This window comes from Caulobacter sp. GW821-FHT09H08, from assembly GCF_059415885.1.
The window spans coordinates 831,219-853,780 of sequence record NZ_JBWKOC010000002.1 but is presented as its reverse complement, the minus strand read 5'-3'; the positions used below and the strand labels follow the sequence as shown (position 1 = coordinate 853,780).

The 22,562-nt window shown below is 67.2% G+C and carries 22 protein-coding genes; 19 read left to right on the top strand and 3 right to left on the bottom strand.

Annotated elements, in window-relative coordinates:
- Positions 1 to 150: 150 nt before the first annotated feature.
- The gene (locus tag AC07NN_RS09045) at positions 151 to 501 is read left to right on the top strand and encodes a GFA family protein (RefSeq protein ID WP_494639757.1); all 351 of its coding nucleotides are present in this window, start codon (positions 151 to 153) and stop codon (positions 499 to 501) included.
- Between the two features lie 138 nt (positions 502 to 639).
- Positions 640 to 1,143 carry a GNAT family N-acetyltransferase gene (locus tag AC07NN_RS09040; protein ID WP_494639755.1) on the top strand — a complete coding sequence of 168 codons (504 nt, stop codon included), beginning with the start codon at positions 640 to 642 and terminating at the stop codon, positions 1,141 to 1,143.
- A 47-nt stretch (positions 1,144 to 1,190) separates the two neighbouring features.
- Here the strand turns inward: AC07NN_RS09040 and AC07NN_RS09035 are convergent, their stop codons facing one another.
- A complete protein-coding gene (locus AC07NN_RS09035) occupies positions 1,191 to 1,841 on the bottom strand; it encodes a haloacid dehalogenase-like hydrolase (protein WP_494640056.1) in 651 nt (216 codons plus the stop codon).
- Between the two features lie 366 nt (positions 1,842 to 2,207).
- Here AC07NN_RS09035 and rpsB point away from each other — a divergent pair, with 366 nt between their 5' ends.
- The 17 genes from rpsB to AC07NN_RS08950 all read left to right on the top strand — a co-directional run bounded on the left by rpsB (position 2,208) and on the right by AC07NN_RS08950 (position 19,674).
- Complete coding sequence (gene rpsB, locus AC07NN_RS09030) at positions 2,208 to 3,080, top strand: 30S ribosomal protein S2 (RefSeq protein WP_494639753.1); 873 nt, start codon at positions 2,208 to 2,210, stop codon at positions 3,078 to 3,080.
- A 148-nt stretch (positions 3,081 to 3,228) separates the two neighbouring features.
- Positions 3,229 to 4,167, top strand: a complete 939-nt coding sequence (tsf, locus tag AC07NN_RS09025; protein WP_492925824.1) for a translation elongation factor Ts — start codon at positions 3,229 to 3,231, stop codon at positions 4,165 to 4,167.
- A 188-nt stretch (positions 4,168 to 4,355) separates the two neighbouring features.
- Positions 4,356 to 5,096, top strand: coding sequence for a UMP kinase (gene pyrH / locus AC07NN_RS09020; RefSeq protein ID WP_494639751.1), 741 nt, complete (start codon positions 4,356 to 4,358; stop codon positions 5,094 to 5,096).
- Between the two features lie 31 nt (positions 5,097 to 5,127).
- Positions 5,128 to 5,694, top strand: coding sequence for a ribosome recycling factor (gene frr, locus AC07NN_RS09015; protein WP_492861363.1), 567 nt, complete (start codon positions 5,128 to 5,130; stop codon positions 5,692 to 5,694).
- Between the two features lie 48 nt (positions 5,695 to 5,742).
- The gene (gene uppS / locus AC07NN_RS09010; RefSeq protein ID WP_494639748.1) at positions 5,743 to 6,522 is read left to right on the top strand and encodes a polyprenyl diphosphate synthase; all 780 of its coding nucleotides are present in this window, start codon (positions 5,743 to 5,745) and stop codon (positions 6,520 to 6,522) included.
- Complete coding sequence (locus AC07NN_RS09005; RefSeq protein WP_494639746.1) at positions 6,482 to 7,327, top strand: phosphatidate cytidylyltransferase; 846 nt, start codon at positions 6,482 to 6,484, stop codon at positions 7,325 to 7,327. Before uppS ends, AC07NN_RS09005 begins: the two co-directional genes overlap by 41 nt.
- The gene (gene dxr / locus AC07NN_RS09000) at positions 7,315 to 8,514 is read left to right on the top strand and encodes a 1-deoxy-D-xylulose-5-phosphate reductoisomerase (protein WP_494639744.1); all 1,200 of its coding nucleotides are present in this window, start codon (positions 7,315 to 7,317) and stop codon (positions 8,512 to 8,514) included. Before AC07NN_RS09005 ends, dxr begins: the two co-directional genes overlap by 13 nt.
- Before the next feature lie 21 nt (positions 8,515 to 8,535).
- Entirely contained in the window at positions 8,536 to 9,732 is a 1,197-nt protein-coding gene (locus AC07NN_RS08995; protein ID WP_494639742.1) for a M50 family metallopeptidase, read from the top strand.
- A 17-nt stretch (positions 9,733 to 9,749) separates the two neighbouring features.
- On the top strand, positions 9,750 to 12,113 hold the full coding sequence (gene bamA / locus AC07NN_RS08990; RefSeq protein WP_494639740.1) for an outer membrane protein assembly factor BamA: 2,364 nt from the start codon (positions 9,750 to 9,752) through the stop codon (positions 12,111 to 12,113).
- Between the two features lie 2 nt (positions 12,114 to 12,115).
- Positions 12,116 to 12,751: an OmpH family outer membrane protein gene (locus AC07NN_RS08985; protein ID WP_494639738.1), complete on the top strand. Its 636-nt coding sequence runs from the start codon at positions 12,116 to 12,118 to the stop codon at positions 12,749 to 12,751.
- A gap of 53 nt (positions 12,752 to 12,804) precedes the next feature.
- Positions 12,805 to 13,824 carry a UDP-3-O-(3-hydroxymyristoyl)glucosamine N-acyltransferase gene (gene lpxD / locus AC07NN_RS08980; RefSeq protein ID WP_494639736.1) on the top strand — a complete coding sequence of 340 codons (1,020 nt, stop codon included), beginning with the start codon at positions 12,805 to 12,807 and terminating at the stop codon, positions 13,822 to 13,824.
- Positions 13,825 to 13,826: 2 nt separating this feature from the next.
- Positions 13,827 to 14,306, top strand: coding sequence for a 3-hydroxyacyl-ACP dehydratase FabZ (gene fabZ, locus AC07NN_RS08975; RefSeq protein ID WP_494639734.1), 480 nt, complete (start codon positions 13,827 to 13,829; stop codon positions 14,304 to 14,306).
- Positions 14,303 to 15,094 carry an acyl-ACP--UDP-N-acetylglucosamine O-acyltransferase gene (gene lpxA / locus AC07NN_RS08970; RefSeq protein WP_494639732.1) on the top strand — a complete coding sequence of 264 codons (792 nt, stop codon included), beginning with the start codon at positions 14,303 to 14,305 and terminating at the stop codon, positions 15,092 to 15,094. The genes fabZ and lpxA overlap by 4 nt, the downstream gene beginning before the upstream one ends.
- Positions 15,095 to 15,102: 8 nt before the next feature.
- Positions 15,103 to 15,945: a UDP-2,3-diacylglucosamine diphosphatase gene (gene lpxI, locus AC07NN_RS08965; protein ID WP_494639730.1), complete on the top strand. Its 843-nt coding sequence runs from the start codon at positions 15,103 to 15,105 to the stop codon at positions 15,943 to 15,945.
- A complete protein-coding gene (gene lpxB, locus AC07NN_RS08960) occupies positions 15,942 to 17,123 on the top strand; it encodes a lipid-A-disaccharide synthase (RefSeq protein ID WP_494639728.1) in 1,182 nt (393 codons plus the stop codon). The genes lpxI and lpxB overlap by 4 nt, the downstream gene beginning before the upstream one ends.
- Before the next feature lie 194 nt (positions 17,124 to 17,317).
- On the top strand, positions 17,318 to 19,411 hold the full coding sequence (gene fliK / locus AC07NN_RS08955) for a flagellar hook-length control protein FliK (protein WP_494639724.1): 2,094 nt from the start codon (positions 17,318 to 17,320) through the stop codon (positions 19,409 to 19,411).
- A complete protein-coding gene (locus AC07NN_RS08950) occupies positions 19,408 to 19,674 on the top strand; it encodes an EscU/YscU/HrcU family type III secretion system export apparatus switch protein (protein WP_494639722.1) in 267 nt (88 codons plus the stop codon). The genes fliK and AC07NN_RS08950 overlap by 4 nt, the downstream gene beginning before the upstream one ends.
- Before the next feature lie 55 nt (positions 19,675 to 19,729).
- Here the strand turns inward: AC07NN_RS08950 and gltA are convergent, their stop codons facing one another.
- Both gltA and gltX read right to left on the bottom strand, forming a co-directional pair.
- Positions 19,730 to 21,010 (bottom strand): citrate synthase, encoded by a 1,281-nt coding sequence (gene gltA, locus AC07NN_RS08945; RefSeq protein ID WP_494639719.1) that lies wholly within the window; start codon positions 21,008 to 21,010, stop codon positions 19,730 to 19,732.
- A 67-nt stretch (positions 21,011 to 21,077) separates the two neighbouring features.
- Positions 21,078 to 22,490, bottom strand: a complete 1,413-nt coding sequence (gene gltX, locus AC07NN_RS08940) for a glutamate--tRNA ligase (RefSeq protein WP_494639717.1) — start codon at positions 22,488 to 22,490, stop codon at positions 21,078 to 21,080.
- Positions 22,491 to 22,562: the final 72 nt, after the last annotated feature.

Sequence of the window (22,562 nt, the reverse complement as noted above, 5' to 3'; positions counted from 1 at the left end):
AGACCGAAGCGGTTTCGGCCCCGAGGCGGAAGCCTCCCGGCGCCGCCGTGCGTTTGAGATCGCGTGGAAGCCAGCAGTCGGCCTGGCTCGGATAAACATGCGCCGAGATCGCGCCCTAGAGGCCGTCCGGCTGGAACAGGGAGGTCACTGATGGCTCAACACGAAGGCGGCTGCCAGTGCGTTAAGGTGCGGTTTGCAGCTGATGTCGAACTGGACAAGTTGATCACCTGCAATTGCTCGCGTTGCGGCAAGCTGGGTTCGATCCTGGCCTTCACCGGCGCCGACGCCTTCGACCTGAAGAGCGGCGAGGGCGACCTGACCGAGTACCAGTTCAACACCCACAAGATCTCGCACTTCTTCTGCTCGACCTGCGGCATCCAGTCGTTCGGGCGCGGCGTGGCGCCGAATGGTCAGGCGATGGTGGCGATCAATGTGCGGTGCCTGGACGACGTCGACATCTTCGCGCTGCAGCCGCAGCAGGTGGACGGCAGGTCGTTCTGATGTCGACGAAATGGCGCGCCAGGCTTGCCTGGAAAGGCAGGGCTTCGGTCTCCATCTAGACGCTTGGCGGATTGGGGCCCGAGGCGCCCGAACGCTCGACCGTCATCACTGGGCTTCGCGGCGTAGATAGGAAAGTCGATGGAACTGGAAGTCAGGCCCGTCCGCCCGGGAGACGCCACGGAACTCGCCGAACTGCTAAACCAGGTCATCGGTCGGGGCGGCACGACAGCGCTTGAAGAGCCTTTCACGCCCGAAGGCCTGGCCGAGGCCTATCTCACCGGACCGGATGTCATCTGCTGCTTCGTCGCGATCGACCGGACTTCGGGCCGCCTTGAGGGCTTCCAGACCCTGGGCCGCTATCCCAACCTTCCCGCCGACGTCGGCGATATCGGCACTTTCGCCCGCGTGGACGGCATCCAGCGCGGTGTCGGTTCGGCCTTGTTCGTCGCCACGCGCGCCGAGGCGCGCCGGCAGGGCCTTGTCGCCATCAACGCCACGATCCGCGCGGACAATACGGGTGGCCTGGCCTTCTACAGCCGCATGGGCTTCGCGGATCACGCGGTCCGCGAAGCTGTGCCCCTGAAGGACGGCGCGACAGTCGATCGGATCAGCAAGCGCTATCCGTTGAACGGCCCTGACTGACCTTCAGGAGGGGGCCGATGCCGATTGGCCGACGTTGTCGATGGAACTCACCAAACCGCAGCCCGCGCCTGCGGCAGTCCCGCGCGGAACAGCCGACGCTCGGCCTTCTTGCCGCCCTTGACGATCACGGGGCGCTCGGCGCCACGCAGCAGGGGCAGGTCGTCCAGGCTGTCGGTATAGGCGTAGGCCCAACGCGCGCCATGACCGGCCTCGGCCAGCGCCTGGCACTTGCGCTGGTTGCGGCAATGGATGTCGGCCACCCACCCGCCGGCGCGCGGCTTGAGTGAGGTGCCGAGCACCTCGATCGGGTGGCCCAGCGGACCGATCAGAGCTTGAGCCAGCAGGGTGGGGGCGGCGGTCACGACAACGACGCGATCGCCGGCCTGGAGATGCTCGACCAGGGCCGCCATGCCGCCCGCGCGCCAGGCCAGGGCGCTACTCTCCCGCTGGAAGCGCTCGCCAAACACGGCGTACGAGTCCCGTAGATCCTGTTCGCGGAGGCCGACCGTGGCGATCCACAACAGGATGGAGGCGCCGGCGCGGCGCGTTCGGGGCAGGATCACCATCGGTACGGCGAATGGCGCCGCGGCCAGGGCGGCGAGGGCGCGCAAGGGGGAGCGGCGCACGCGCTCCAACAGCCAGAGCGCCGTGGAGTCGCCATCCAGCAAGGTCCCGTCCAGGTCGAACACAGCGAGCATGGCCATGATCCTCCAGCCGCCTCGAAGCGAAGGCGAGGGTATTGGGCCACGCCTATGTGTAGGTACGGCGAAGCCCGTCCGAATCTCCTGTGGAGGAATGGCGGGATTTCGGCGTCGGTGCGGCGATGCGGGGGCGTTTTCGCGCCGGATGGGGCTTCTGGCGCGGCTTGCGCGTGCGCAAATCCGTCCCAGGACGGTCAGGGCTTGCTTTTTCGCCGCCAAGCGACTATCTGCGCGGCCATTCCACACGTGGACGTTCGGTTGCACCGGGGAGACATCCCGGCGTCGCCGTTCCGGTCCCGCTTCCAGAATGGTCTGGAACGGGGGTGTCCGCGGAGGTTCAACCGGAAAAAGGATAAAGGCCCGATGGCTCTTCCCGAATTCTCCATGCGTCAGCTCCTGGAAGCCGGCGCCCACTTCGGTCACCAGACGCACCGCTGGAACCCGAAGATGGACCGCTACATCTTCGGTTCGCGCTCGAACATCCACATCATCGACCTGTCGCAGTCGATCCCGCTGCTGCACCAAGCCCTGGTGAAGGTCCGTGAAGTCGCCGCCGCCGGCGGCCGCGTGCTGTTCGTCGGCACCAAGCGCCAGGCCAGCGACCCGGTCGCCACGGCCGCCAAGCGCTGCGCCCAGTACTATGTGAACCACCGCTGGCTCGGCGGCACCCTGACCAACTGGCGCACCGTTTCGGGCTCGATCGCTCGTCTGCGCGAGCTGGAAGGCGTCCTGGCCGGCGAAGCGCAGGGCCGTTCCAAGAAGGAACTGCTGCAGCTGACGCGCGAGCGCGACAAGCTGGAACTGTCGCTGGGCGGCATCAAGGACATGGGCGGCATCCCCGACATCATGTTCGTGATCGACACCAACAAGGAAGCGATCGCGATCCTGGAAGCCCGCAAGCTGAACATCCCGGTCGTCGCCATCCTCGACACCAACTGCGATCCGGACGGCATCACCTACCCGATCCCGGGTAACGACGACGCCGCCCGCGCCCTGCAGCTGTACTGCGACCTGATCGCTGACGCCGTTCTCGACGGTCTGGCCGCTGGCCAAGCCGGTTCGGGCGTCGACCTGGGCGCCGCCGTGAACCCGACCGAGCCGGCCCTGGCCCGTGCTCTGGCTCCGGAACCGGAAGCCGTTGTCGAAGCTGCCCCTGCTGTTGAAGCCGCTCCGGAAGCCGCCGTCGAGGCCGCCCCGGAAGCCGCTGAAACGGCTTCGGAATCGGCCGAAGGCTGATTTCCCACGCGTCTCCGTCTCGGCTCGGCCGGGGCGCGAGACCGTCGCGACCCTGACATGCGACCGGGCTAATAGCCCGGTCGCTACTCTTTATGGATTAGGCGGGCGACAAGCCCGGTCGCTAACCGTTTGAATATGGAGATTTTCCATGGCTGAGATCACGGCTGCGCTGGTCAAAGAACTGCGCGAAAAGTCCGGCGTCGGCATGATGGACTGCAAGAAGGCGCTATCGGAAAACAACGGCGACATCGAAGCGTCCATCGACTGGCTGCGCGCCAAGGGCCTCTCGAAGGCCGCCAAGAAGGCCGATCGCGCCGCCGCTGAAGGCCTGGTGGCCGTCGCCACCGCCGAGCAAGGCGCTGGTGAAACCGCCACGGCTGTCGAAGTGAACGCCGAAACCGACTTCGTGTCGCGTAACGATCTGTTCCAAGGCGCTGCTCGTCAGATCGCCGGCGCCGCCCTGGCCACCGACGGTTCGGTCGACGCCATTACCGCCGCGAAGCTGGCCGGCGGCGAGAGCGTCCAGGACCACCTGACGAACCTGATCGCCACGATCGGCGAGAACATGATGGTCCGTCGCGCCGCCAAGCACACGGTCGAGAACGGCGTCGTCGCCTCGTACATCCACAACGCCACCGCGCCGGACCTCGGCCGCATCGGCGTTCTGGTGGCCGTCGAGTCGACCGGCGACAAGGCCGCCCTGCGCGAGCTGGGCCGCAAGATCGCCATGCACGTCGCCGCGACCGCTCCGCTGTCGCTGTCGCCGGACGATCTGGACCCGGCCGCCATCGAGCGTGAAAAGGCCGTGTTCACCGAGCAGGCTCTAGAGTCGGGCAAGCCGGCGGCTGTCGTCGAAAAGATGATCGAAGGCCGTATCCGCAAGTTCCTGGAAGAAGTCGTGCTGCTGAAGCAAGCCTTCGTCATGAACCCGGACCAGACCGTCGAGCAGCTGGTCGCCGAGACCGGCAAGACCCTCGGCGCGCCGATCACCATCAAGGGCTTCACCCGTCTCGCCCTGGGCGAAGGCGTGGAAAAGAAGCAAGACGACTTCGCCGCCGAAGTCGCTTCGATGACCGGCCAGGCCTAAGGCTTGACCCCTGGGACCTTCGGGTCCCGGTCAGACAATCAGGGCGCGGCGCGCATCAAGCGCGCGCCGCGCCTTTTTTGCGCCCGCTGTCCGGCTGCCTCAAAGGCGGGACGGCGGTTGGCAAAACACATCCCACTTCTGTAGAACGCACGTAATGTGCGTGCCGACGACTCAGGAATAGCGGTCCCATGTCCGATACCAGCGCGCCCTTCAAGTTCCGCCGCATCCTGCTGAAAGTGTCGGGCGAAGTCCTGATGGGCGACACGCCCTACGGCATCGACACCAACACCGTCCAAGCCGTGGCCGAGGACGTGGCCCAGATCGTCAAGTCGGGCGTCGAGCTGTGCCTGGTGATCGGCGGCGGCAACATCTTCCGCGGCATGGCCGGCGCGGCCAAGGGTATGGAGCGTTCCAGCGCCGATTACATGGGCATGCTGGCCACCGTGATGAACGCCCTGGCCATGCAGGACGCTTTGGAGCGCATCGGCGTCGAGACCCGCGTGCAGTCGGCGATCCCGATGGCCACGGTCTGCGAGCCCTACATCCGTCGCCGCGCCCAGCGTCACCTGGAAAAAGGCCGCGTGGTGATCTTCGCCGCCGGCACCGGCAACCCGTTCTTCACCACCGACACCGCCGCGGCCCTGCGCGCGGCCGAGATGCAGTGCGACGCCCTGTTCAAGGGCACCAGCGTCGATGGCGTCTATACGGCCGATCCCAAGAAGGATCCGAAGGCCGAGCGCTACGACCGCCTGAGCTATATGGACGTCCTGGCCAAGGACCTGCGCGTCATGGACGCTTCGGCCGTGGCGCTCATGCGCGACAGCAACATTCCGATCGTGGTCTTCTCGATCAAGGGGCGCGGCAATCTGCTGGGCGTCCTGCGAGGCGAGGGGACCTACACCGTGGTCGCCGAAGACCGCACCGCTTAAGACGAACTAGAGACCAGCGAGGAGAGCCCACATGGCCGCCGCCGAAAAACCCGTCCTCTCGCGTTATCGCGATCGCATGGACAAGGCCATCGTTGCCCTGAAGGAAGAATTCAGCAGTCTGCGCACCGGACGCGCGTCGGCCAGCCTGCTGGACCAGATCATGGTCGACGCCTATGGCTCGACCACGCCGCTGAACGCGGTGGCTTCGGTCAGCGTGCCTGAGCCGCGCCAGATCAATGTCAGCGTCTGGGACCGGGGCGTCGTCGTCGCGGTCGAGAAGGCCATTCGCGCCTCGAGCCTGGGCCTGAACCCGGTCGTCGAAGGCCAGAACCTGCGTATTCCGCTTCCGCCGCCCACCGAGGAGCGCCGCAAGGAGCTCTCCAAGCTGGCCGGCAAGTATGCCGAACAGCAGAAGATCGCCGTCCGCAACGTCCGCCGCGACGCCAATGACGACCTGAAGAAGGCCGAGAAGGACGGCGCGATCGCCGAGGACGAACGCAAGAAGATGGAAACCGAGGTCCAGAAGATGACCGACGAGGCCATCAAGCGGGTCGACGAGGCCTTGAAAACCAAAGAACAAGAGATCATGCAGGTCTAATCGGCCTCCTTGCGTGTTTAGGGGAGGAACGAGGGAAGGTTGAAGCGAATGCCGCCGACCACCGGTCTGCAGGGTGTTTCGGGTCGCGCCGGGGAGGGCGCGTCCAGGGAACGCCTGCACGTGGCCATTATCATGGATGGCAACGGTCGCTGGGCGAAGCAGCGGGGGATGCCGCGCGTCCTGGGTCACCGGGCCGGCGTCAACGCGCTCAAGCGCACCGTCGAGGGCGCGCAGTCCCAGAATGTCGGCGTTCTGACGGTCTTCGGCTTCTCCACCGAGAACTGGCGCCGCCCGGCGCACGAAGTCTCCGAGCTGATGAGCCTGCTGAAGGCCTATGTCGAATCGGACCTCGAGCGCCTGGCCAAGGCGGGCGTCCGGGTCCGCATCATCGGCCGTCGCACCGGTCTCTCGGCGGACATCGCCGAGGTGATCGAGCGCGCCGAACGGCGGACCGAAGGCAATACCGAGTTCACACTGCAGGTGGCTTTCAACTACGGCGGCCAGGCGGACATCGCCGACGCCGCGCGCGCCTTCGCCGAGAAGGTCGAGCGCGGCGAGGCCAAGGCCTCGGACCTTACCGAAGAGACGTTCGAGCGTTTTCTGTCGACGGCCTCGGCACCCGCGCCGGACCTGATCGTGCGCACCAGCGGCGAGCGCCGCATCTCGAATTTCCTGCTCTGGGAATGCGCCTATGCCGAGCTCGTCTTCCAGGACGTGCTCTGGCCCGATTACGGCCCCGAGGCCCTGGCGGCGGCTATCGCCGAATACCGCGGGCGGGATCGACGTTATGGAGGGATCGCGGCCGATGACGTCGCCGTCGCCGGCTAAGCGCTTCAACTGGGGCAATCTTCGAATGCGCGTGGTTTCGGCCACCGTGCTGGTGCCTACGGTCGTGGCCGCCATCTGGCTGGGAACCTATTGGTTCCTGGCCCTCGCCCTTGTCTGCACGGCGCTCCTGGCCCGTGAGTGGGGCAAGATCAGCGCGCCCAAGGCTCCGAACGCCGTGGGCGGCGTGGTCGGGGTGTTCTGCGCCATCGCGGTCGTCGCCGCCTTCCTGCACCAGTTCCTGATTGCCTGGTCGGTCGTGCTGGTCGGCGCCTTCCTGGCCGGACTGATCGCGCGGGGCGCGGTCGAGCGCCGGGCCGACGCGGCCTATGGAGTCGTCTATATCGCGCCCGCCGTCATCGCGATGGTCTGGGTCCGTTCGCTGCCCGATGGTCTGCGTTGGACCCTGCTGCTGTTCGTGGTCACCTGGTTCGCCGACATCTTCGCCTATGTGGCCGGCAGCATCTTCAAAGGGCCCAAGCTGTGGCCCCAGATCTCGCCCAACAAGACCTGGTCGGGCTTCATTGGCGGCCTGGTGGCCGCCATGATCGGCGCGGTGCTGATCGCCTACTTCTTCAATCTGAAGCTGGTCTGGCCGGCGGCGGCGCTGGTCGGTCTGCTCGGCGGCCTGGCGACGATGGCCGGCGATCTGTGGGAATCGATGCTCAAGCGCCGCTTCGGCGTGAAGGATAGCGGCGACATCATCCCCGGCCATGGCGGGGTGCTCGATCGCGTGGACGGCCTGATGTTCGCGGCCATCGTCGTCGCGGCTATCCGTTTGATCGATCACGTGAAGTGGGGCCATTGACCTTGGCCCGCAAAGTCGTGGTGCTGGGTTCGACGGGTTCGATCGGCGTTTCCACCCTCAGCCTGTTCCAGGAGTCCGGCGCGCCGGTGGAGATCCTGGCCCTGACGGCCGGTCGCAATGTCGAGCGCCTGATCGAGCAGGCCAGGCAGTGGAAGCCCCAGGTCGCCGTCATCGAGGACGAAACCAAACTCCAAGCCCTGAAGGATGGCCTGGCCGGTACGGGCGTGCGCGCCGCCGCGGGCGCTGGCGCCGTCAGTGAGGCCGCCGCCATGGGCGCGGACTGGGTGATGTCGGCGATCGTCGGCGCGGCCGGCCTGGCGCCGACCGTGGCCGCCGCCCGCACCGGCGCGGTCATCGCCCTGGCCAACAAGGAAAGCCTCGTCTGCGCCGGTCCGGCCTTGCTGGCCATCGCCAAGGCGGCGGGCGGCTCGGTGATCCCGGTCGATTCCGAGCATTCGGCGATCTTCCAGGTGCTGCAGCCCGAGTGCGCGCACCGCGTGGCCCGCTTGATCCTGACCGCCTCGGGCGGCCCGTTCCGCACCTGGGACAAGGCCGCCATGGCGGACGCCACGCCCGAGCAGGCCATCGCCCACCCGAACTGGTCCATGGGCGCCAAGATTTCGGTCGATTCCGCGACGATGATGAACAAGGGGCTCGAGATGATCGAAGCCTCCTACCTGTTCGGAACCCCGGAAGACCGCGTCGACGTCGTGATCCATCCCCAGTCCGTGATCCATAGCCTGGTGGAATATGCCGATGGCTCCACCCTGGCCCAGCTGGGCCCGCCGGACATGCGCAGCCCCATTGCCTGCGCCTTCGCCTGGCCGGACCGTCTGCCGTGGCCCGCGCCGCGTCTGGATCTGGCCGCCTACGGCCAGCTGACGTTCGAATCGCCGGACCTGGAACGCTTCCCCGCCATCGGAATCGCCCGTGAGGCGCTTCGCCTTGCAGGCGGCGCGCCGGCGGCCATGAATGCCGCGAATGAAGTGGCCGTGGCCGCTTTCCTTGACCGGCGTATCGGGTTTCTCGATATTGCCGCCGCGGTGGCGGGGACCCTCGAGCGAATGAACAGTCTTGGCAGTCTCGCCGTCGCGGATAGCGACGCAGTCGATAACGCGATGATGATCGACGCCAGCGCTCGCCGCATTGCGGCCGAGGTTGTCGCGCAAAAGCATCGCCGGACCTGATCCGGGGGACCCGGCCACTACATGATCAACCTGCTTTTCTACATCGTTCCCACGATCATCGTGTTGTCCATCGTGGTGACGGTCCACGAACTGGGCCACTTCTGGGTGGCCCGGGCTTGCGGCGTTGCGATCGACTGCTTCTCGATCGGTTTCGGCCGGCCGCTGGTCTCGTGGCGCGACAAGCACGGCGTCGAGTGGCGGATCGCCGCCATTCCGCTGGGCGGTTTCGTGCGTTTCGCGGGCGATGAGAACGCCGCCAGCGTGCCGGACCAGAACGATCTTGCGGCCATGAAGCGCGCCATCGTCGAGCGCGAGGGCGAGACGGCCGTCAATCGCTACTTCCATTTCAAGCCGGTCTGGCAGCGCGCGCTGATCGCGTTCGCGGGCCCGCTCGCGAACTTCATCCTGGCCATCCTGATCATGGCCGTCTTCCTGGTCGTGATCGGCAATCCGCGCGGAGAGGTGACCGCGCAGCGCATCCTGCCCGGGTCGCCGGCCGCCGCCGCCGGACTGCAGTCGGGTGACGTCTTCGTCCGCGTCGGCGACAAGCCGATCCGCGGCGTGGGCGATATCACGACCTACGTCTCGCTCCGGGCCAACCTGCCGGTTGACCTGACGGTGAAGCGCGCGGGCAAGCTCCAGCACGTGGTCGTCGTTCCGAAGCTGGTGGAGAGCCAGGACGCCATCCGCGGCCGGGTCAAGGAAGGCAAGATGGGCGTGGAGCTCGCCAGCTTCTCCCGTCTCGAGAAGTCGACCGTGCTCAGCGCCATCCCCGACGCCACGGTCGAGGTCTGGGGCATGATCAAGACGATCGGCTTCTATCTGGGCCGACTCGTCACCGGCCAGGTGCCCGCCGATCAGATCAGCGGCCTGATCGGCATCGGTCACACCACCGGCGCGGTCGCCAAGGCGAGCGTCGAGGGCGCTCCCAGCGCAGGCGCGATGGCGCTGCGCTTGCTCCTGAACGGCATGGTGCTGATCTCCAGCCTGTCGGTCAGCATCGGCTTCATGAATCTGCTGCCGATCCCGGTCCTCGATGGCGGGCATCTGCTGATGTACGCCTACGAAGCCGTGGCCAAGCGGCCCCTACGGGCGGATTTCCAGGCGGCCGGTTTCCGCGCGGGGCTTGCCTTGATCCTGGGTTTCATGCTGTTCGCGGCATGGAACGACCTCAACCGCTACGACGTGTTCAAATTCATCGGCGGCCTGTTCACGTGAACGCCCGCTCTTCGTCCATGATTGGTCCCATGAACAAACTTCGCGCCCGCAGCGCCGCGTTCGCCACTGGTATGGCGCTACTCCTCGGCTCGACGGCCCTGGTGGCTCCTCAGCAGGCCTTCGCACAGGCCGGCCAGACCAGCGTGGTCCAGCGCATCGTCGTCCAGGGCAACGAGCGTATCGAGCAGGGCACGGTGCTGTCCTATCTGCCGATCCAGCCGGGCGACACGGTCGACTCGCAGCGCCTCGACCTGGCGCTGAAGACCCTGGCCCGCACGGAACTGTTCGCCGACGTGAAGGTCGAGATGCAGGGTGGCGACCTCGTCGTGAAGGTCGTCGAGAACCCGATCATCAACCAGGTGGTCTTCGAGGGGAACTCGTCCCTGAAGGAAGACAAGCTGAAGGACGAAGTGCAGATCCGCCCGCGCGGCATCTTCACCCGCGCCAAGGTCCAGGCCGACGTCCAGCGCATCATCGAACTCTATCGCCGCTCGGGCCGTATCTCGGCGACCGTGACGCCGAAGGTGGTCGAGCTGCCGCAAAAGCGCGTCGATCTCGTGTTCGAAATCGCCGAAGGCCCCAAGAGCGGCGTGCTGGGGATCAACTTCCTCGGCAACAGCGCCTACTCGGACAACGACCTGCGCGACGTGGTCGTGACCAAGGAAAGCCGCTGGTACAAGATCCTGACCAGCAACGACAACTACGATCCCGACCGGATCGAGTACGACCGCGAACAGCTGCGCAAGCACTACCGTAACCGCGGCTATTTCGACTTCCGCGTCGTCTCGTCGGTGGCCGAGCTGGCCCCGGACAAGAACGGCTTCGCGGTCACCTACACCCTGGACGAGGGCCCGAAGTACAAGTTCGGCAAGGTCACGGTCGAGACCGAGCTGAAGAAGCTGGACGGCAACCTGCTGGCCCAGATCCTGCCCATCCACGCCGGTCAGCTGTACGAAGACGAGAAGATCGAGCAGGCGACCGACGCCCTGACCTTCGCGGCGGGCGCGGCCGGCTTCGCCTTCGTGGACGTGCGCCCGCGCTACGTGCCGAACCGCGAAACCAAGACCGTCGACGTCGTGTTCCAGGTCCGTGAAGGCCCGCGCGTCTACGTCGACCGCATCGACATCGTCGGCAACACCCGCACGCTGGACTACGTCCTGCGCCGCGAGCTGGAAGTGGCGGAAGGCGACGCCTACAACCGCGTCCTGGTCGACCGCTCGAAGAACAACATCCGTCGCCTCGGCTTCTTCAAGGAAGTCGAGATCGAGGACAATCCGGGCTCGGCCCCCGACCGCACCAGCCTGCGGGTCAAGGTCGAGGAGCAGCCGACGGGCGAACTGTCGTTCAGCGCCGGCTATAGCTCGGTCGACAAGCTGGTCCTGGACGTCGGCATCACCGAGCGGAACTTCCGCGGTCGCGGCCAGAACATGCGCGCCCGCGTCTCGGTCGGTTCGCTGCGTCAGCAGATCGACTTCGGCTTCAGCGAGCCGCGCTTCCTGGGCCGCAACCTCGTCGCGGGCCTGAACCTCTACACCTTCCGCTACGACCTGTCGGACTACGCGGCCTACGACACCAAGTCGGTTGGCGGCGACATCCGCTTCGGCTTCCCGCTGACCAATGACTCGTCGATGAGCCTGCGCTACACCGTCCGCCAGGACGAGGTGGACGTGGCCGACAGCCTTTGCACCAGCGGCTCGGTTTCGCAGATCCTCTGCCTGCAACGCGGCGCCTACATCACCTCGATGATCGGCTACGGCCTGCGCATCGACAAGCGCAACGACCCGATCAACCCGACCCGCGGCTGGTTCGCCGACCTGAACCAGGATCTGGCCGGCATCGGCGGCGACGTGAAGTACCTCAAGACCGAGGCGGACGCCGGCTGGTACTACGGTATCGCCAAGGAACTGGTGTTCAGCGCCACCGGCTCGTTCGGCTATATCGAGGGCTGGGGCGGCGACAACGTCCGCATCAACGACCGCTTCTATCGCGGCGGCACCTCGTTCCGCGGCTTCGAGATCGCCGGTATCGGTCCGCGCGACGTCTCGAGCACCTACAATTCGATGGGCGCCAAGCTCTACGCCATCAGCACCTTCGAGCTGACCGTTCCAACCTTCCTGCCCGAGCAGTACGGCATCAAGGCCGCCCTGTTCAGCGACGTGGGTACGGCCGGTCTGCTGGACGATGTGGATCGTCAGAAGTCGCCCGGCGTCTTCGATCCGAACATCAAGGATAACCTGGGCCTGCGTGCGTCGGCCGGTATCTCGATCGACTGGAAGTCCCCCATGGGCCCCATCCGATTCGATATCAGCCGCATTTTGGCCAAGGAAAGCTACGACCGAACCGAAACGTTCCGGTTCTCCACCTCCACAAGGTTCCAATAAACATGTCCAAGTTCCTGTCCGCGGCCGCTACCAGCGTTGTCGCTCTCGCCATCGCGACCAGCGCCACGGCCCAGACGGCTCCCGCCGCTCCGGCCGCTCCGGCCGTCACGCATGGCCCGGCCCTGACCGGCGTCTGCATCTTCTCGAGCCAGCGCGCCGTGGGCCAGTCGGCCGTCGGCAAGGCCGTCAACACGCGCCTGGGCACGATCATCCAGCAGGTGAACGCCGAACTGGGCGGCGAACGCACGGCGCTGGAAAATGAAGCCAAGGCTCTGGACGCCAAGAAGGCCACCACGGCCCAAGACGCCCTGGAGCAACAGGCCGCCACCCTGCAAGCCAAGTCGAACGCCTGGCAGCGCAAGGGCCAGCTGCGCCAGAAGGAAGTGGAAGCGACCGAGCAGAAGGCGCTGGCCCGCGTCTATCAAGAGCTGGATACGCCGATCAAGCAGGTCTACCAGGCCCAGAAGTGCAGCGTCCTGCTGGACCGCGAGTCGGTGATGCTGGCCAACCCGTCGATGGACATCACCGACGCCGTGGTCGCCGCCCTCGACGCCCGCATCAAGACCCTGACCTTCGATCGCGAACGTCTGGACCAACAAGTCCCGGGCGCCGGCGCTCTGCAACCGACCAATAAGTAAGCGAATCGTCTCCTTTAGGATTACCTAGGGGAACGTTCTCGCCGTGAGGAACCATGCCGGACCCGCGTTTTTTCGACAGCCTGGGTCCGGCAGCGCTTTCCGAGTTGGCCCGGGCCGGCGCCGCCGAACTGGCGGACGCCGCCTTGGGCGACCGGCCGATCCTCTGCGCCGCGCCGCTTGATACGGCCGACGCCGAGGCGGTCAGCTTTTTCTCCGACGCCAAGCGCAAGGGCGCGGCCGCCGCCACCAAGGCCGGGGCCTGTTTCGTGCGCCCCGAGCATCGCGACTTTCTGCCCGCGACCTGCGCCGCCTTGGTCACCAAGCACCCGCAGGCCGCCTGGGCCGCCGCCGCCAGCCGCCTCCATACGCCGCGCCGCCACGAGCCGGGCTCATCCGCCGTCCACCCGGAAGCGGAGCTCGAAGAGGGCGTCCTGCTCTCGCCGAACGTGACGATCGGGCAGGGGGCTCGGATCGGACGCGGCACGCGCGTCGGCCCCGGCGCGGTCATCGGTCCGGGTGTCCTGATCGGACGCGACTGCGTCATCGGTCCCAACGTCGTCATCGGTTTCGCGCTTCTGGGCGACCGCGTGTCGGTCTCGGCCGGCGCGGTTCTGGGCGAGGCGGGCTTCGGCGCCGCCGTCGGGCCGCGCGGCATGGTCGACCTGCCGCAGCTGGGCCGGGTGGTGATCCAGGACAACGTCACGATCGGCGCCAACAGCTGCGTCGACCGTGGCGCCTTCGCCGATACGACCGTCGGTGAAAACACCAAGATCGACAACCTGGTGCATGTCGCGCACAACGTCCGTGTAGGACGCAATTGCGTGCTGGCGGCCTATACCGGGCTGTCGGGCAGTACGATCGTCGGCGACGGCGTCGCATTCGGCGGCAAGGCCGGCGTCGCCGACCATTTGAACATCGGCTCGGGCGCGAGCATCGGGGCGGCCGCCTCGGTGTTCAAGGACGTGCCGGAAGGTGAAACTTGGACGGGCTTCCCGGCGCGACCGCTCAAGCGGTGGCTTCGGGAGACCGCATGGCTGTCGCGCATGGCGGGCGGCCGAGGGACGAGGGGCTGAGTATGGGCCAAGACGCCGAGCAAACGGTGCAGACCGATATCGACATCGCGGAGATCCTGGCGCGCATCCCGCACCGGTACCCGTTCCTGCTGGTCGATCGGGCCGAAGCCTACGAGCCGCACAAGTCGATCGTCGGCATCAAGTGCGTGACGATCAACGAGCCGTTTTTCCAGGGCCACTTCCCAGGCAATCCGGTGATGCCCGGTGTGCTGATCATCGAAGCCCTGGCCCAGACGGGCGCGGTGCTGATGAGCAAGTCGCTGGAAGTCGACACCGAGGGCAAGACCATCTTCTTCATGTCGGTCGACAACGCCCGCTTCCGCAATCCCGTGCGCCCCGGCGACGTGATCCGCATGGAAGTCGAGGTCGTCCGCGCGCGCTCGTCGATCTTCAAGTTCAAGGGCGTCGCCAAGGTCGGCGACAAGGTGGCCGCCGAGGCCGAGTTCGCCGCCATGGTGGTCGATACGGGACCCAAGGCATGACGATCCACCCGACCGCCATCATCGCGCCCGAGGCCAAGATCGCCTCGGACGTCGAGATCGGGCCCTACAGCATCGTCGGCCCCGATGTGACGCTAGAGGCCGGTGTTCGCCTGCTGTCGCACGTGGTGGTGGAAGGCGCGACGACACTGGGCGAAGGCTGCGTCGTCCATTCGTTCGCTAATCTGGGCGGCCCCCCGCAGCACCTGGGCCACAAGGGCGAGAAGACCGAACTGCTGATCGGTCCGCGCAATATCATCCGCGAGCACGTGACCATGCACACGGGCACGGCGTCGGGTAAGGGCGTGACGTTGATCGGTTCGGACGGCCTCTACATGGTCGGCTCGCACGTCGCCCACGACTGCACGGTCGGCGACTTCGTGGTCCTGGCCAAAGGCGCGACCCTGGGCGGTCACGTCTCGATCGGCGACTACGTGTTCATGGGCGGCCTAGCCGCTGCGCACCAGTTCTCGCGCATCGGCCGCTACAGCTTCATCGGCGGCCTGGCCGCCGTGACCAAGGACGTCATTCCGTACGGCTCGGTGTGGGGTAACCACGCGCACCTGGAAGGCTTGAACCTAGTCGGCCTCAAGCGCCGGGGCTTCTCGCGCGAGACGATCAACGCCCTGCGCGCGGCCTATCGCCTGATGTTCGCCGACGAAGGCACCTTCCAGGAACGCCTCGACGACGTGGCCGAGATCCACGCCGGCAATCCCGAGGTGATGGAAATCGTCGACTTCATCCGCGCCGACGCCAACCGTCCGCTCTGCCTGCCCGAGCGGGAAGTCTAGGAACCGTGATGCGCAAGCTGGGCCTGATCGCCGGCGGCGGGGCGCTTCCCGTCGAACTGGCGGCCCACTGCCAGGCCGCCGGGCGCTCGTTCGCGGTCATGCGCCTGAAGAGCTTCGCCGACCCCTCGCTGGCGCGCTATCCGGGCCATGAGGTCGGCCTCGGCGAGTTCGGCAAGATGTTCAAGGCGCTGCGGGCAGAAGGCTGCGAAGTCGTCTGCTTCGCCGGCAATGTCAGCCGTCCTGACTTCTCGACCCTGATGCCAGACGCACGGGGCCTGAAGGCCCTGCCCAGCCTGATCGTGGCCGCTCGGCGGGGCGACGACGCCTTGCTGCGCCGCGTGCTCGACGAATTCGAGAAGGAAGGTTTCGAGATCGAGGGCGCGCACGAGGTGGTCGGGGAAATGACCCTGCCGCAAGGCCGCCTGGGCAAGGTCTCGCCCAAACCAGAGCACATGGCCGACATCGACAAGGCCCTGATGGTGGCGCGCGAGATCGGTCGCCTGGACGTCGGGCAGGGCGCCGTCGTCTGCGACGGGCTGGTCCTGGCCGTGGAGGCCCAAGAAGGCACCGACGCCATGCTCCGCCGCGTAGAGCAGCTTCCCCAAGCCATCCGGGGTTCTGCCGAAGCCTTCAAGGGCGTGCTGGCCAAGGCGCCCAAGCCGATCCAAGAGACCAAGGTCGACCTGCCGACCATCGGCGTCGCCACTATCCAGCGCGCCGCCCGCGCCGGCCTGGCTGGCGTGGTGGGCGAGACAGGCCGTCTGCTGGTCGTCGATCGCGACGCCGTCATCGCCACGGCCGACGATCTGGGTCTCTTCGTGCTGGGGGTCGACCCGCAGGGCAGGCCGTGAGCCGGCCCTTGAAGATCATGCTCGTGGCCGCCGAGGTCTCGGGCGACGCCCTGGGCGCTGGTCTGGCTAAGGCGCTGCGGGCGCGGCTGGGCGACCAGGTGGCCTTCGTCGGCGTCGGCGGGGCCAAGATGGCCGAGCAGGGGGTGGAGAGCCCCTTCGATATCGCCCAGCTGTCGATCCTGGGCATCCTGGAGGGGCTGAAGGCCTATCCGATGGTCATGGCCCGCCTGAAGGACACTGTGGCCCTCACGGCGCGGGAAAAGCCCGACGTGGCCGTCCTCATTGACAGCTGGGGTTTCAACATCCGCCTGGCCCACGCCCTTCGGAAGCTCGACCCCAATCTGCCGCTGGTGAAGTACGTTGCGCCGCAGGTCTGGGCCTATCGTCCCGGTCGGGCCCGGTCGCTGGCCCAGTCCGTCGATCTGCTGCTGTCGATCCAGCCGATGGACAAGCCGTATTTCGACGCCGCCGGGCTGGACAGCGTCTTCGTCGGCAACTCGGCCTTGGCCAAGCGCTTCGACCATGCCGAAGGCGCGCGTCTGCGCGCGGCGGTAGGCGCGTCGGCCAGCGATCCGATCCTGCTGATCCTGCCGGGCAGCCGCCCCTCCGAGATCGAGCGCGTGATGCCGGCCTTCGAGGACGCGGTGCGTCGCCTGAAGGCTGATCGGCCGGAACTCGTCGTCGTCATCCCCGCCGCCTACACGGTGTCCGAGGCGGTGAAGGCCCGTGTCGCAGGTTGGCCGTTCCGCGCCCATGTGATCGAAGACGAGCAGCTCAAGGACGACGCCTTCGTCGCCGGCGATGTCGCCCTGGCGTGCAGCGGCACGGTGACGACCGAACTGGCCCTGGCCGGCCGGCCGATGGTGGTCGGCTACAAGACCAGCGCGGTGACCTACTTCATCGCCAAGCGGCTGATGAAGCCCAAATGGATCACGCTCTTCAACATCGCCGCCGGCAAGACCATCGCGCCGGAACTGATCCAGGACGCTTGCGAAGGTGAGGGGCTCGCGCGGGAGGTCGCCCGGCTTCTGGACGACCCCGAACTCCGCGCCCGCCAGACCGCCGAGCAATACGCCGCGCTGGATCGGATGGGGCGTGGCATGCCGGATCCATCCGAAGCAGCCGCCGACGCGCTGCTGGCCTATCTGCAGACGCGCGACTCAGGCGCACGAACCTAGAAGTCCTTGCATCTTTGCTGGTGGTGATCTCGGTCCGTGCGCGTTTTCACGACGCTCGGCGCTGGCCGAATGCTCAGAGTCACTGTGTAGTGCCCAGCAAGCGGGAATAACGCGCGGCCCGTATGCTCAAGGTTAACCGCTGGTTTACGGTCGCCGCCTAGCCTCGTGAAACCTGTCGCCGTGGAGCCGTCGTCGTGGCCATCGACCCGACCACGCCCCTGACCCCGATCATTCCAACCGTTCCGGCTGGAACCGCGCCGGATTCGGTCGCGGTGCTGCAGGCGATGGCGCGCGCGGCCCTGACCAACACGACCAATCAACTGGGCGAGATTGTCGGCCGTCCTGGGGCGACGCCGGCCAAGACCGGCGCTCCGGTCGAACAGGCCGGCCAGACCTCGACCCAGGACACGGGTCACACCGCCGACGCGCCGAGCGCCAAGGGCGCGCCTGTCGCCCCGAACGCCGTCGTCGTCGCGCGCGGGGCGCCGGAGACGCGAATGGCCCGCGCGGTGCGCACGGCAGCGGCCGAGGCGGTTCCACGCCAGGCGGGTCTCGCGCCCCTGATGGCCAATGTCCGAGCTGTCGTGGACCGTCCCGACATGCCGACGGAAGTCCGCGAGGCGGGCAGGGCGCTGCTCGCCAAGACGCCCTCGGTCGCCGAGATCGCCACGCCGCAGGGCTTGCGGAAGGCCGTGGAGCGGTCCGGTGTGTTCCTTGAGGCCCGGATGGCCCGCGTCGCCGTCGCGCCCTCGACGGAGCCCGCGCCGCAACCCGGCCAGGGCCATGATCTGAAGGCGGCTCTGCTGGTGTTCAGGGGCGCCCTGTCGGCCTGGTTGGCCAAGGCCGCGCCGCAAGTGCTGGACATCGACGCGAGCGTTGAAGCGCCGCCCCCGAATGTGTCCGAAGACGAGGGCGAGAGGCCGGCGCCCCTGGCCGGACGCGCGCCCGCCGCCCAGGCCGCTCCTGGGCAGTCTACGACGCCACCCTCGACGCGACCGACGATGACCGCTGCTCCGCCAGCCGTGTTACCCGCCGCAGGCCCAGCCGGCGCCGCGATTCAGGCAAGCGAACAGCCCGCCGCCGCTCCGCAGGCGCAGACCCAGGCCGCGCCGACGCCTACGCCTACGCCGACGCGAGTTGCGCCGCCCGCTCAGCAGGCCGTCCGTTTGCCGGCCAGCGAAAGCGCGCCATCGGTCTCCGCTGAGCCGTCGCCGTCTATCGAGGCCGAAGTCGAGACGCCCGCAAACCCAGCGCGCGCTCCGTCGCCCAGCGTCGCAACAGCGCCCCCAATAACGTCTCCGACGGTGTCCCCAACCGCGTCTCGGCCCGCCCTCTCGACGCCAACCGCGCCGACCGTTCCTTCGCCCGTGGACGAGGTCCCGCAGCCAGCCTTGGCAGGCCCCACGGTCACCGCACCCGAAGTCGCCGAGGACGCGCCGCCAACGCCGGCGCCGACCGTCAAGCCGGCTCCTCCCGAAGACGACGGCCTAGCCGCGCGGTTCGCCTCGTTCGTGGCCACGCCCAAGTCCACGCCGGCCCCGCAAGCCCAAGCGCGCACGGTGTTCTCCGCCTTGGTCCAGCTGGGACTGATGGCCGAGGAAGCCGGTCGAGAGAGCGCGCCTCCGCAAGCGCCGCCGACCGACGCCAAACCCGTCCTGCCGCGCGGGTACGGAGCCGCTTCGGCGGAAGCCGCCAAGCCCAAGGTCCCGCCGCCGCCCTATGCGGGTGGCCCCATGGCCGGCCAGAAACCCACGGCGCCAGAGGTCCAGGATAACCTCTCGACCACCGAGGTCGTTCGCCGCCTGTTGAAGGGAACCGGCGGCGCCCTGGCGCGGCAGGACCTGATGCAGATCGCCTCGCTGCCCGAGGCGCACCATCACGAGACGGAGACCGTCGAGACCCGCCACCACGGCGCGCGCCTGAACCTCGACCTGCCGTTCGTGACGCCCCAGGGTGTGGCGGTCGCCCAGTTCGAGATCAGCCACGACGGCGGCGGAACTGGTGGCGGCGCGATTGGTCCAGCCGAGCGGACCTACAAGGCTCGCTTCTCCATCGACCTGGAGCCGTTGGGCCCGGTCCACGCCCTGGTCACCCTGACCGGCGCCCGCGCGCGCGTTTCGCTGTGGGCGGAGCGCGCCGAGACCATCGCCCGCCTGCGCGCCGGCGAGGAGAGCCTGGGCGCGGCCTTGCGCCAGGCCGAACTGAGCCCCGAGGTCGCGGTCCATTCGGGCGCGCCGCCGACCCGTGGCGGCGGCCCCTTGGGCCATTTCGTGGACCAGGCCTCATGAGCGGGATTTCCGGACCTTCGGGCCCGCGCGGCCGCATCGCCGTGGCGCTGCTCTACGAGGACCCCAATGCCCCCAAGGTCGTGGCGTCGGGCCAGGGCTGGGTCGGCGAAAAGATCATCGAGACGGCTCGCGAGCATGGCGTGCCGATCGAGGAAGACCCCGTCCTTGCCCAGGCCCTGTCGACCATCGAGGTCGACGAGGAGATCCCCGAGGCGCTCTACCGCGCCGTGGCCGAAGTCCTGAGCTTTCTCCTCAAGCGCTAAACGAAAAAGGCCCCGCCGAAGCGGGGCCTGATCCTTGGTCCTGGAGACGAAGCGCCTAGCGCTTGTCGACCGGCACGTAGTCGCGCTGCGTGGCGCCCGTATAGAGCTGACGCGGACGACCGATCTTGCGGGTGGGGTCCTCGAACATTTCCTTCCACTGGCTGATCCAGCCGACGGTGCGGGCCAGGGCGAACAGCACGGTGAACATGTTGGTCGGAAAGCCCATCGCGCGCAGGGTGATGCCCGAATAGAAGTCGATGTTCGGGTACAGCTTGCGGTCGATGAAGTACGGATCGCTCAGGGCGACCTTTTCCAGCTCCTGGGCGACCTGCAACAGCGGGTCATTGTTGTGGCCCAGTTCCGCCAGCACTTCGTGGGCGGTCTTCTGCATGACCTTCGCGCGCGGGTCGAAGTTCTTGTACACGCGGTGGCCGAAGCCCATCAGCTTGTACTTACGGTCCTTCACGCCCTGGACGTATTCCGGGATCTTGTCGACCGAACCGATGGTCTCCAGCATCTCCAGCGCTTCCTGGTTGGCGCCGCCATGCGACGGGCCCCACAGGCAGGCGATGCCAGCGGCGATGCAGGCGAAAGGGTGCGCGCCCGACGAGCCGGCCAGACGGACGGTCGAGGTCGAGGCGTTCTGCTCGTGGTCGGCGTGCAGGATGAAGATCCGGTCCATGGCGCGGGTCAGCACCGGGTTCGGCTTCCAGTCTTCGGCCGGCACGGCGAAGCACATGCGCAGGAAGTTTTCCGAGTACGACAGGTCGTTGCGCGGGGACACGAACGGCTGGCCGACCGTGTACTTGTAGGCGCGGGCGGCGATCGTCGGCATCTTGGCGATCAGGCGATGGGCGCTGATCTCGCGCTCACGGGCGTCATCGACATTGATGCTGTCGGCGTAGAAGGCCGACAGGGCGCCGACGGCGCCGGTCATCACGGCCATCGGGTGCGCGTCGCGGCGGAAGCCTTGGAAGAAGGCGTCGAACTGCGCGTGCAGCATCGTGTGGTAGGTGATGTTGCGTTCGAACTTGGCGAATTCGTCGGCCGACGGCAGTTCGCCGTTCAGCAGCAGGTGGCAGACCTCGAGGAACGAGGACTTCTCGGCCAGCTGGTCGATCGGATAGCCGCGGTGCAGCAGAATGCCAGCGTCACCGTCGATATAGGTGATCTTGCTCTCGCACGACGCCGTCGAGGTGAAGCCCGGATCGAAGGTGAAGTGGTCGCTCTCAGCGTAGACCTTTCGGATGTCCAGGACGTCCGGACCCGTGCTGCCCTTGAGGATCGGCAGGTCGTAGCTCTTGTCGCCGATCGTCAGCGTGGCTTTATCGGTCATTCGAAGACCCCTTCATAATTGGAACGTGCAGTCCAACTTTGGCTTTTCGCGGGTGCGTTATAGCGCCTCATGCGCGCGGCGCTAGGGCGTCGTCAAGACGGCCGAGACTCTCTTCGCGGGAGAGGGCGGCCATGGTCTTGTTGAGGTCCGGAGCTTGGGCGCCGCCGGTCAGGACGCCGCGCAGCGCTGGGCCGAACTTGCCGAAGCCGACGCCCTCGGATTCCGCGAAGGATTTCAACACGGTTTCCAGGGTGGCGGCATCGAAGGCCGGCGCGGCCGCCAGCTGGTCGCGCAAGCGCTTCAGCCGCTCGACCGTTTCCTCGTTCAACTGCTTTTGAGTTTTTTCCTCGAGCGCGAACGGGCGGACCTTCAGTGCGAACGCACAGTGATCGACCAATTCCAGGATGGTCTTGGCGCCTTCCTTCACTTCCGGAACCGTGCGGGCGATGCGTTCGCGGGCGTCGGCGGGCAGGGCCTCACCGCGCTTCTGGGCGGCGTCGAGGGCCAGGTCCGTCAGGCGCGCGTCGTCGGCCTTGCGCAGGTGCTGGGCGTTGATGTGGTTCAGCTTGGCCCAGTCCAGGCGCGCGGGCGCCTTGACCACGTCGGCCACGTCGAACCAGCTGATCGCCTGCTCGTCGTTGAAGACCTCGTCATCGCCATGGCCCCAGCCCAGGCGCGCCAGGTAGTTGCGCATGCCTTCGGGGATGTAGCCCAGGTCGGCGAACTCCCCGACGGCCTGAGCGCCGTGACGCTTGGAAAGCTTGGCGCCGTCCGGGCCGTGGATCAGCGGGATGTGGGCGAAGGCCGGCACGTCCCAGTCCATCGCTTGATAGATCAAGCTCTGGCGGGCGGCGTTGTTCAGGTGGTCGTCGCCCCGGATCACGTGGGTGACGCCCATGTCGTGGTCGTCGACGACCACAGCGAGATTGTAGGTCGGGGCGCCGTCAGCGCGCAGCAGGACCAGATCGTCCAGCTCGATGTTCTTGAAGGTCACCGGGCCCTTCACGAGGTCAGCGACGACCGTTTCGCCCTCCAGCGGACCCTTGAAGCGGATCACGTGCGGGACCGATAGGTCGCCTTCCGGCGCGTCGCGCCAGGGCGAGCGGATGGCGCGGCCTTCGGACCGGGCCTTCTCGCGAGCGACTTCCAGTTCCTCGACGGTCATCCAGCAGCGATAGGCGCGGCCGGCGGCGAGCATTTGCTGCACGGCCTCGACGTGACGCGGGGCGCGGGTGTGCTGGAAGACGACCTCGTCGTCCGATTCCAGGCCCAGCCAGTTCAGGCCTTCGAAGATCGCGGCGACGGCCGCCTCGGTCGAGCGCTCACGATCTGTGTCCTCGACGCGAATAAGGAACTTCCCTCCCGTATGGCGTGCATATAACCAGTTGAACAGCGCCGTGCGGGCGCCGCCGATATGCAGGAAACCGGTGGGCGAGGGGGCGAAGCGCGTGACGACGCCGGAAGGAGTGGGGTTCGACATGGACTTCAGGGCTGTAGGGCGAGGCGCCGGAATGGCGTCGGAAAACGCTGGCCGCGAAGCGGCTTGGGCGGC

Bases quoted from the DNA above. Each gene is read 5' to 3' on its own strand.
- rpsB (WP_494639753.1), top strand. From the start codon at position 2,208: ATGGCTCTTCCCGAATTCTCCATGCGTCAGCTCCTGGAAGCCGGCGCC.
- AC07NN_RS09045 (WP_494639757.1), top strand. From the start codon at position 151: ATGGCTCAACACGAAGGCGGCTGCCAGTGCGTTAAGGTGCGGTTTGCA.
- gltX (WP_494639717.1), bottom strand. From the start codon at position 22,490: ATGTCGAACCCCACTCCTTCCGGCGTCGTCACGCGCTTCGCCCCCTCG.
- pyrH (WP_494639751.1), top strand. From the start codon at position 4,356: ATGTCCGATACCAGCGCGCCCTTCAAGTTCCGCCGCATCCTGCTGAAA.
- AC07NN_RS08950 (WP_494639722.1), top strand. From the start codon at position 19,408: ATGAGCGGGATTTCCGGACCTTCGGGCCCGCGCGGCCGCATCGCCGTG.
- lpxI (WP_494639730.1), top strand. From the start codon at position 15,103: ATGCGCAAGCTGGGCCTGATCGCCGGCGGCGGGGCGCTTCCCGTCGAA.
- bamA (WP_494639740.1), top strand. From the start codon at position 9,750: ATGATTGGTCCCATGAACAAACTTCGCGCCCGCAGCGCCGCGTTCGCC.
- AC07NN_RS08995 (WP_494639742.1), top strand. From the start codon at position 8,536: ATGATCAACCTGCTTTTCTACATCGTTCCCACGATCATCGTGTTGTCC.
- fabZ (WP_494639734.1), top strand. From the start codon at position 13,827: ATGGGCCAAGACGCCGAGCAAACGGTGCAGACCGATATCGACATCGCG.
- tsf (WP_492925824.1), top strand. From the start codon at position 3,229: ATGGCTGAGATCACGGCTGCGCTGGTCAAAGAACTGCGCGAAAAGTCC.
- lpxD (WP_494639736.1), top strand. From the start codon at position 12,805: ATGCCGGACCCGCGTTTTTTCGACAGCCTGGGTCCGGCAGCGCTTTCC.
- uppS (WP_494639748.1), top strand. From the start codon at position 5,743: ATGCCGCCGACCACCGGTCTGCAGGGTGTTTCGGGTCGCGCCGGGGAG.
- AC07NN_RS09005 (WP_494639746.1), top strand. From the start codon at position 6,482: ATGGAGGGATCGCGGCCGATGACGTCGCCGTCGCCGGCTAAGCGCTTC.
- frr (WP_492861363.1), top strand. From the start codon at position 5,128: ATGGCCGCCGCCGAAAAACCCGTCCTCTCGCGTTATCGCGATCGCATG.
- gltA (WP_494639719.1), bottom strand. From the start codon at position 21,010: ATGACCGATAAAGCCACGCTGACGATCGGCGACAAGAGCTACGACCTG.
- AC07NN_RS09035 (WP_494640056.1), bottom strand. From the start codon at position 1,841: ATGCTCGCTGTGTTCGACCTGGACGGGACCTTGCTGGATGGCGACTCC.
- lpxA (WP_494639732.1), top strand. From the start codon at position 14,303: ATGACGATCCACCCGACCGCCATCATCGCGCCCGAGGCCAAGATCGCC.
- AC07NN_RS08985 (WP_494639738.1), top strand. From the start codon at position 12,116: ATGTCCAAGTTCCTGTCCGCGGCCGCTACCAGCGTTGTCGCTCTCGCC.
- AC07NN_RS09040 (WP_494639755.1), top strand. From the start codon at position 640: ATGGAACTGGAAGTCAGGCCCGTCCGCCCGGGAGACGCCACGGAACTC.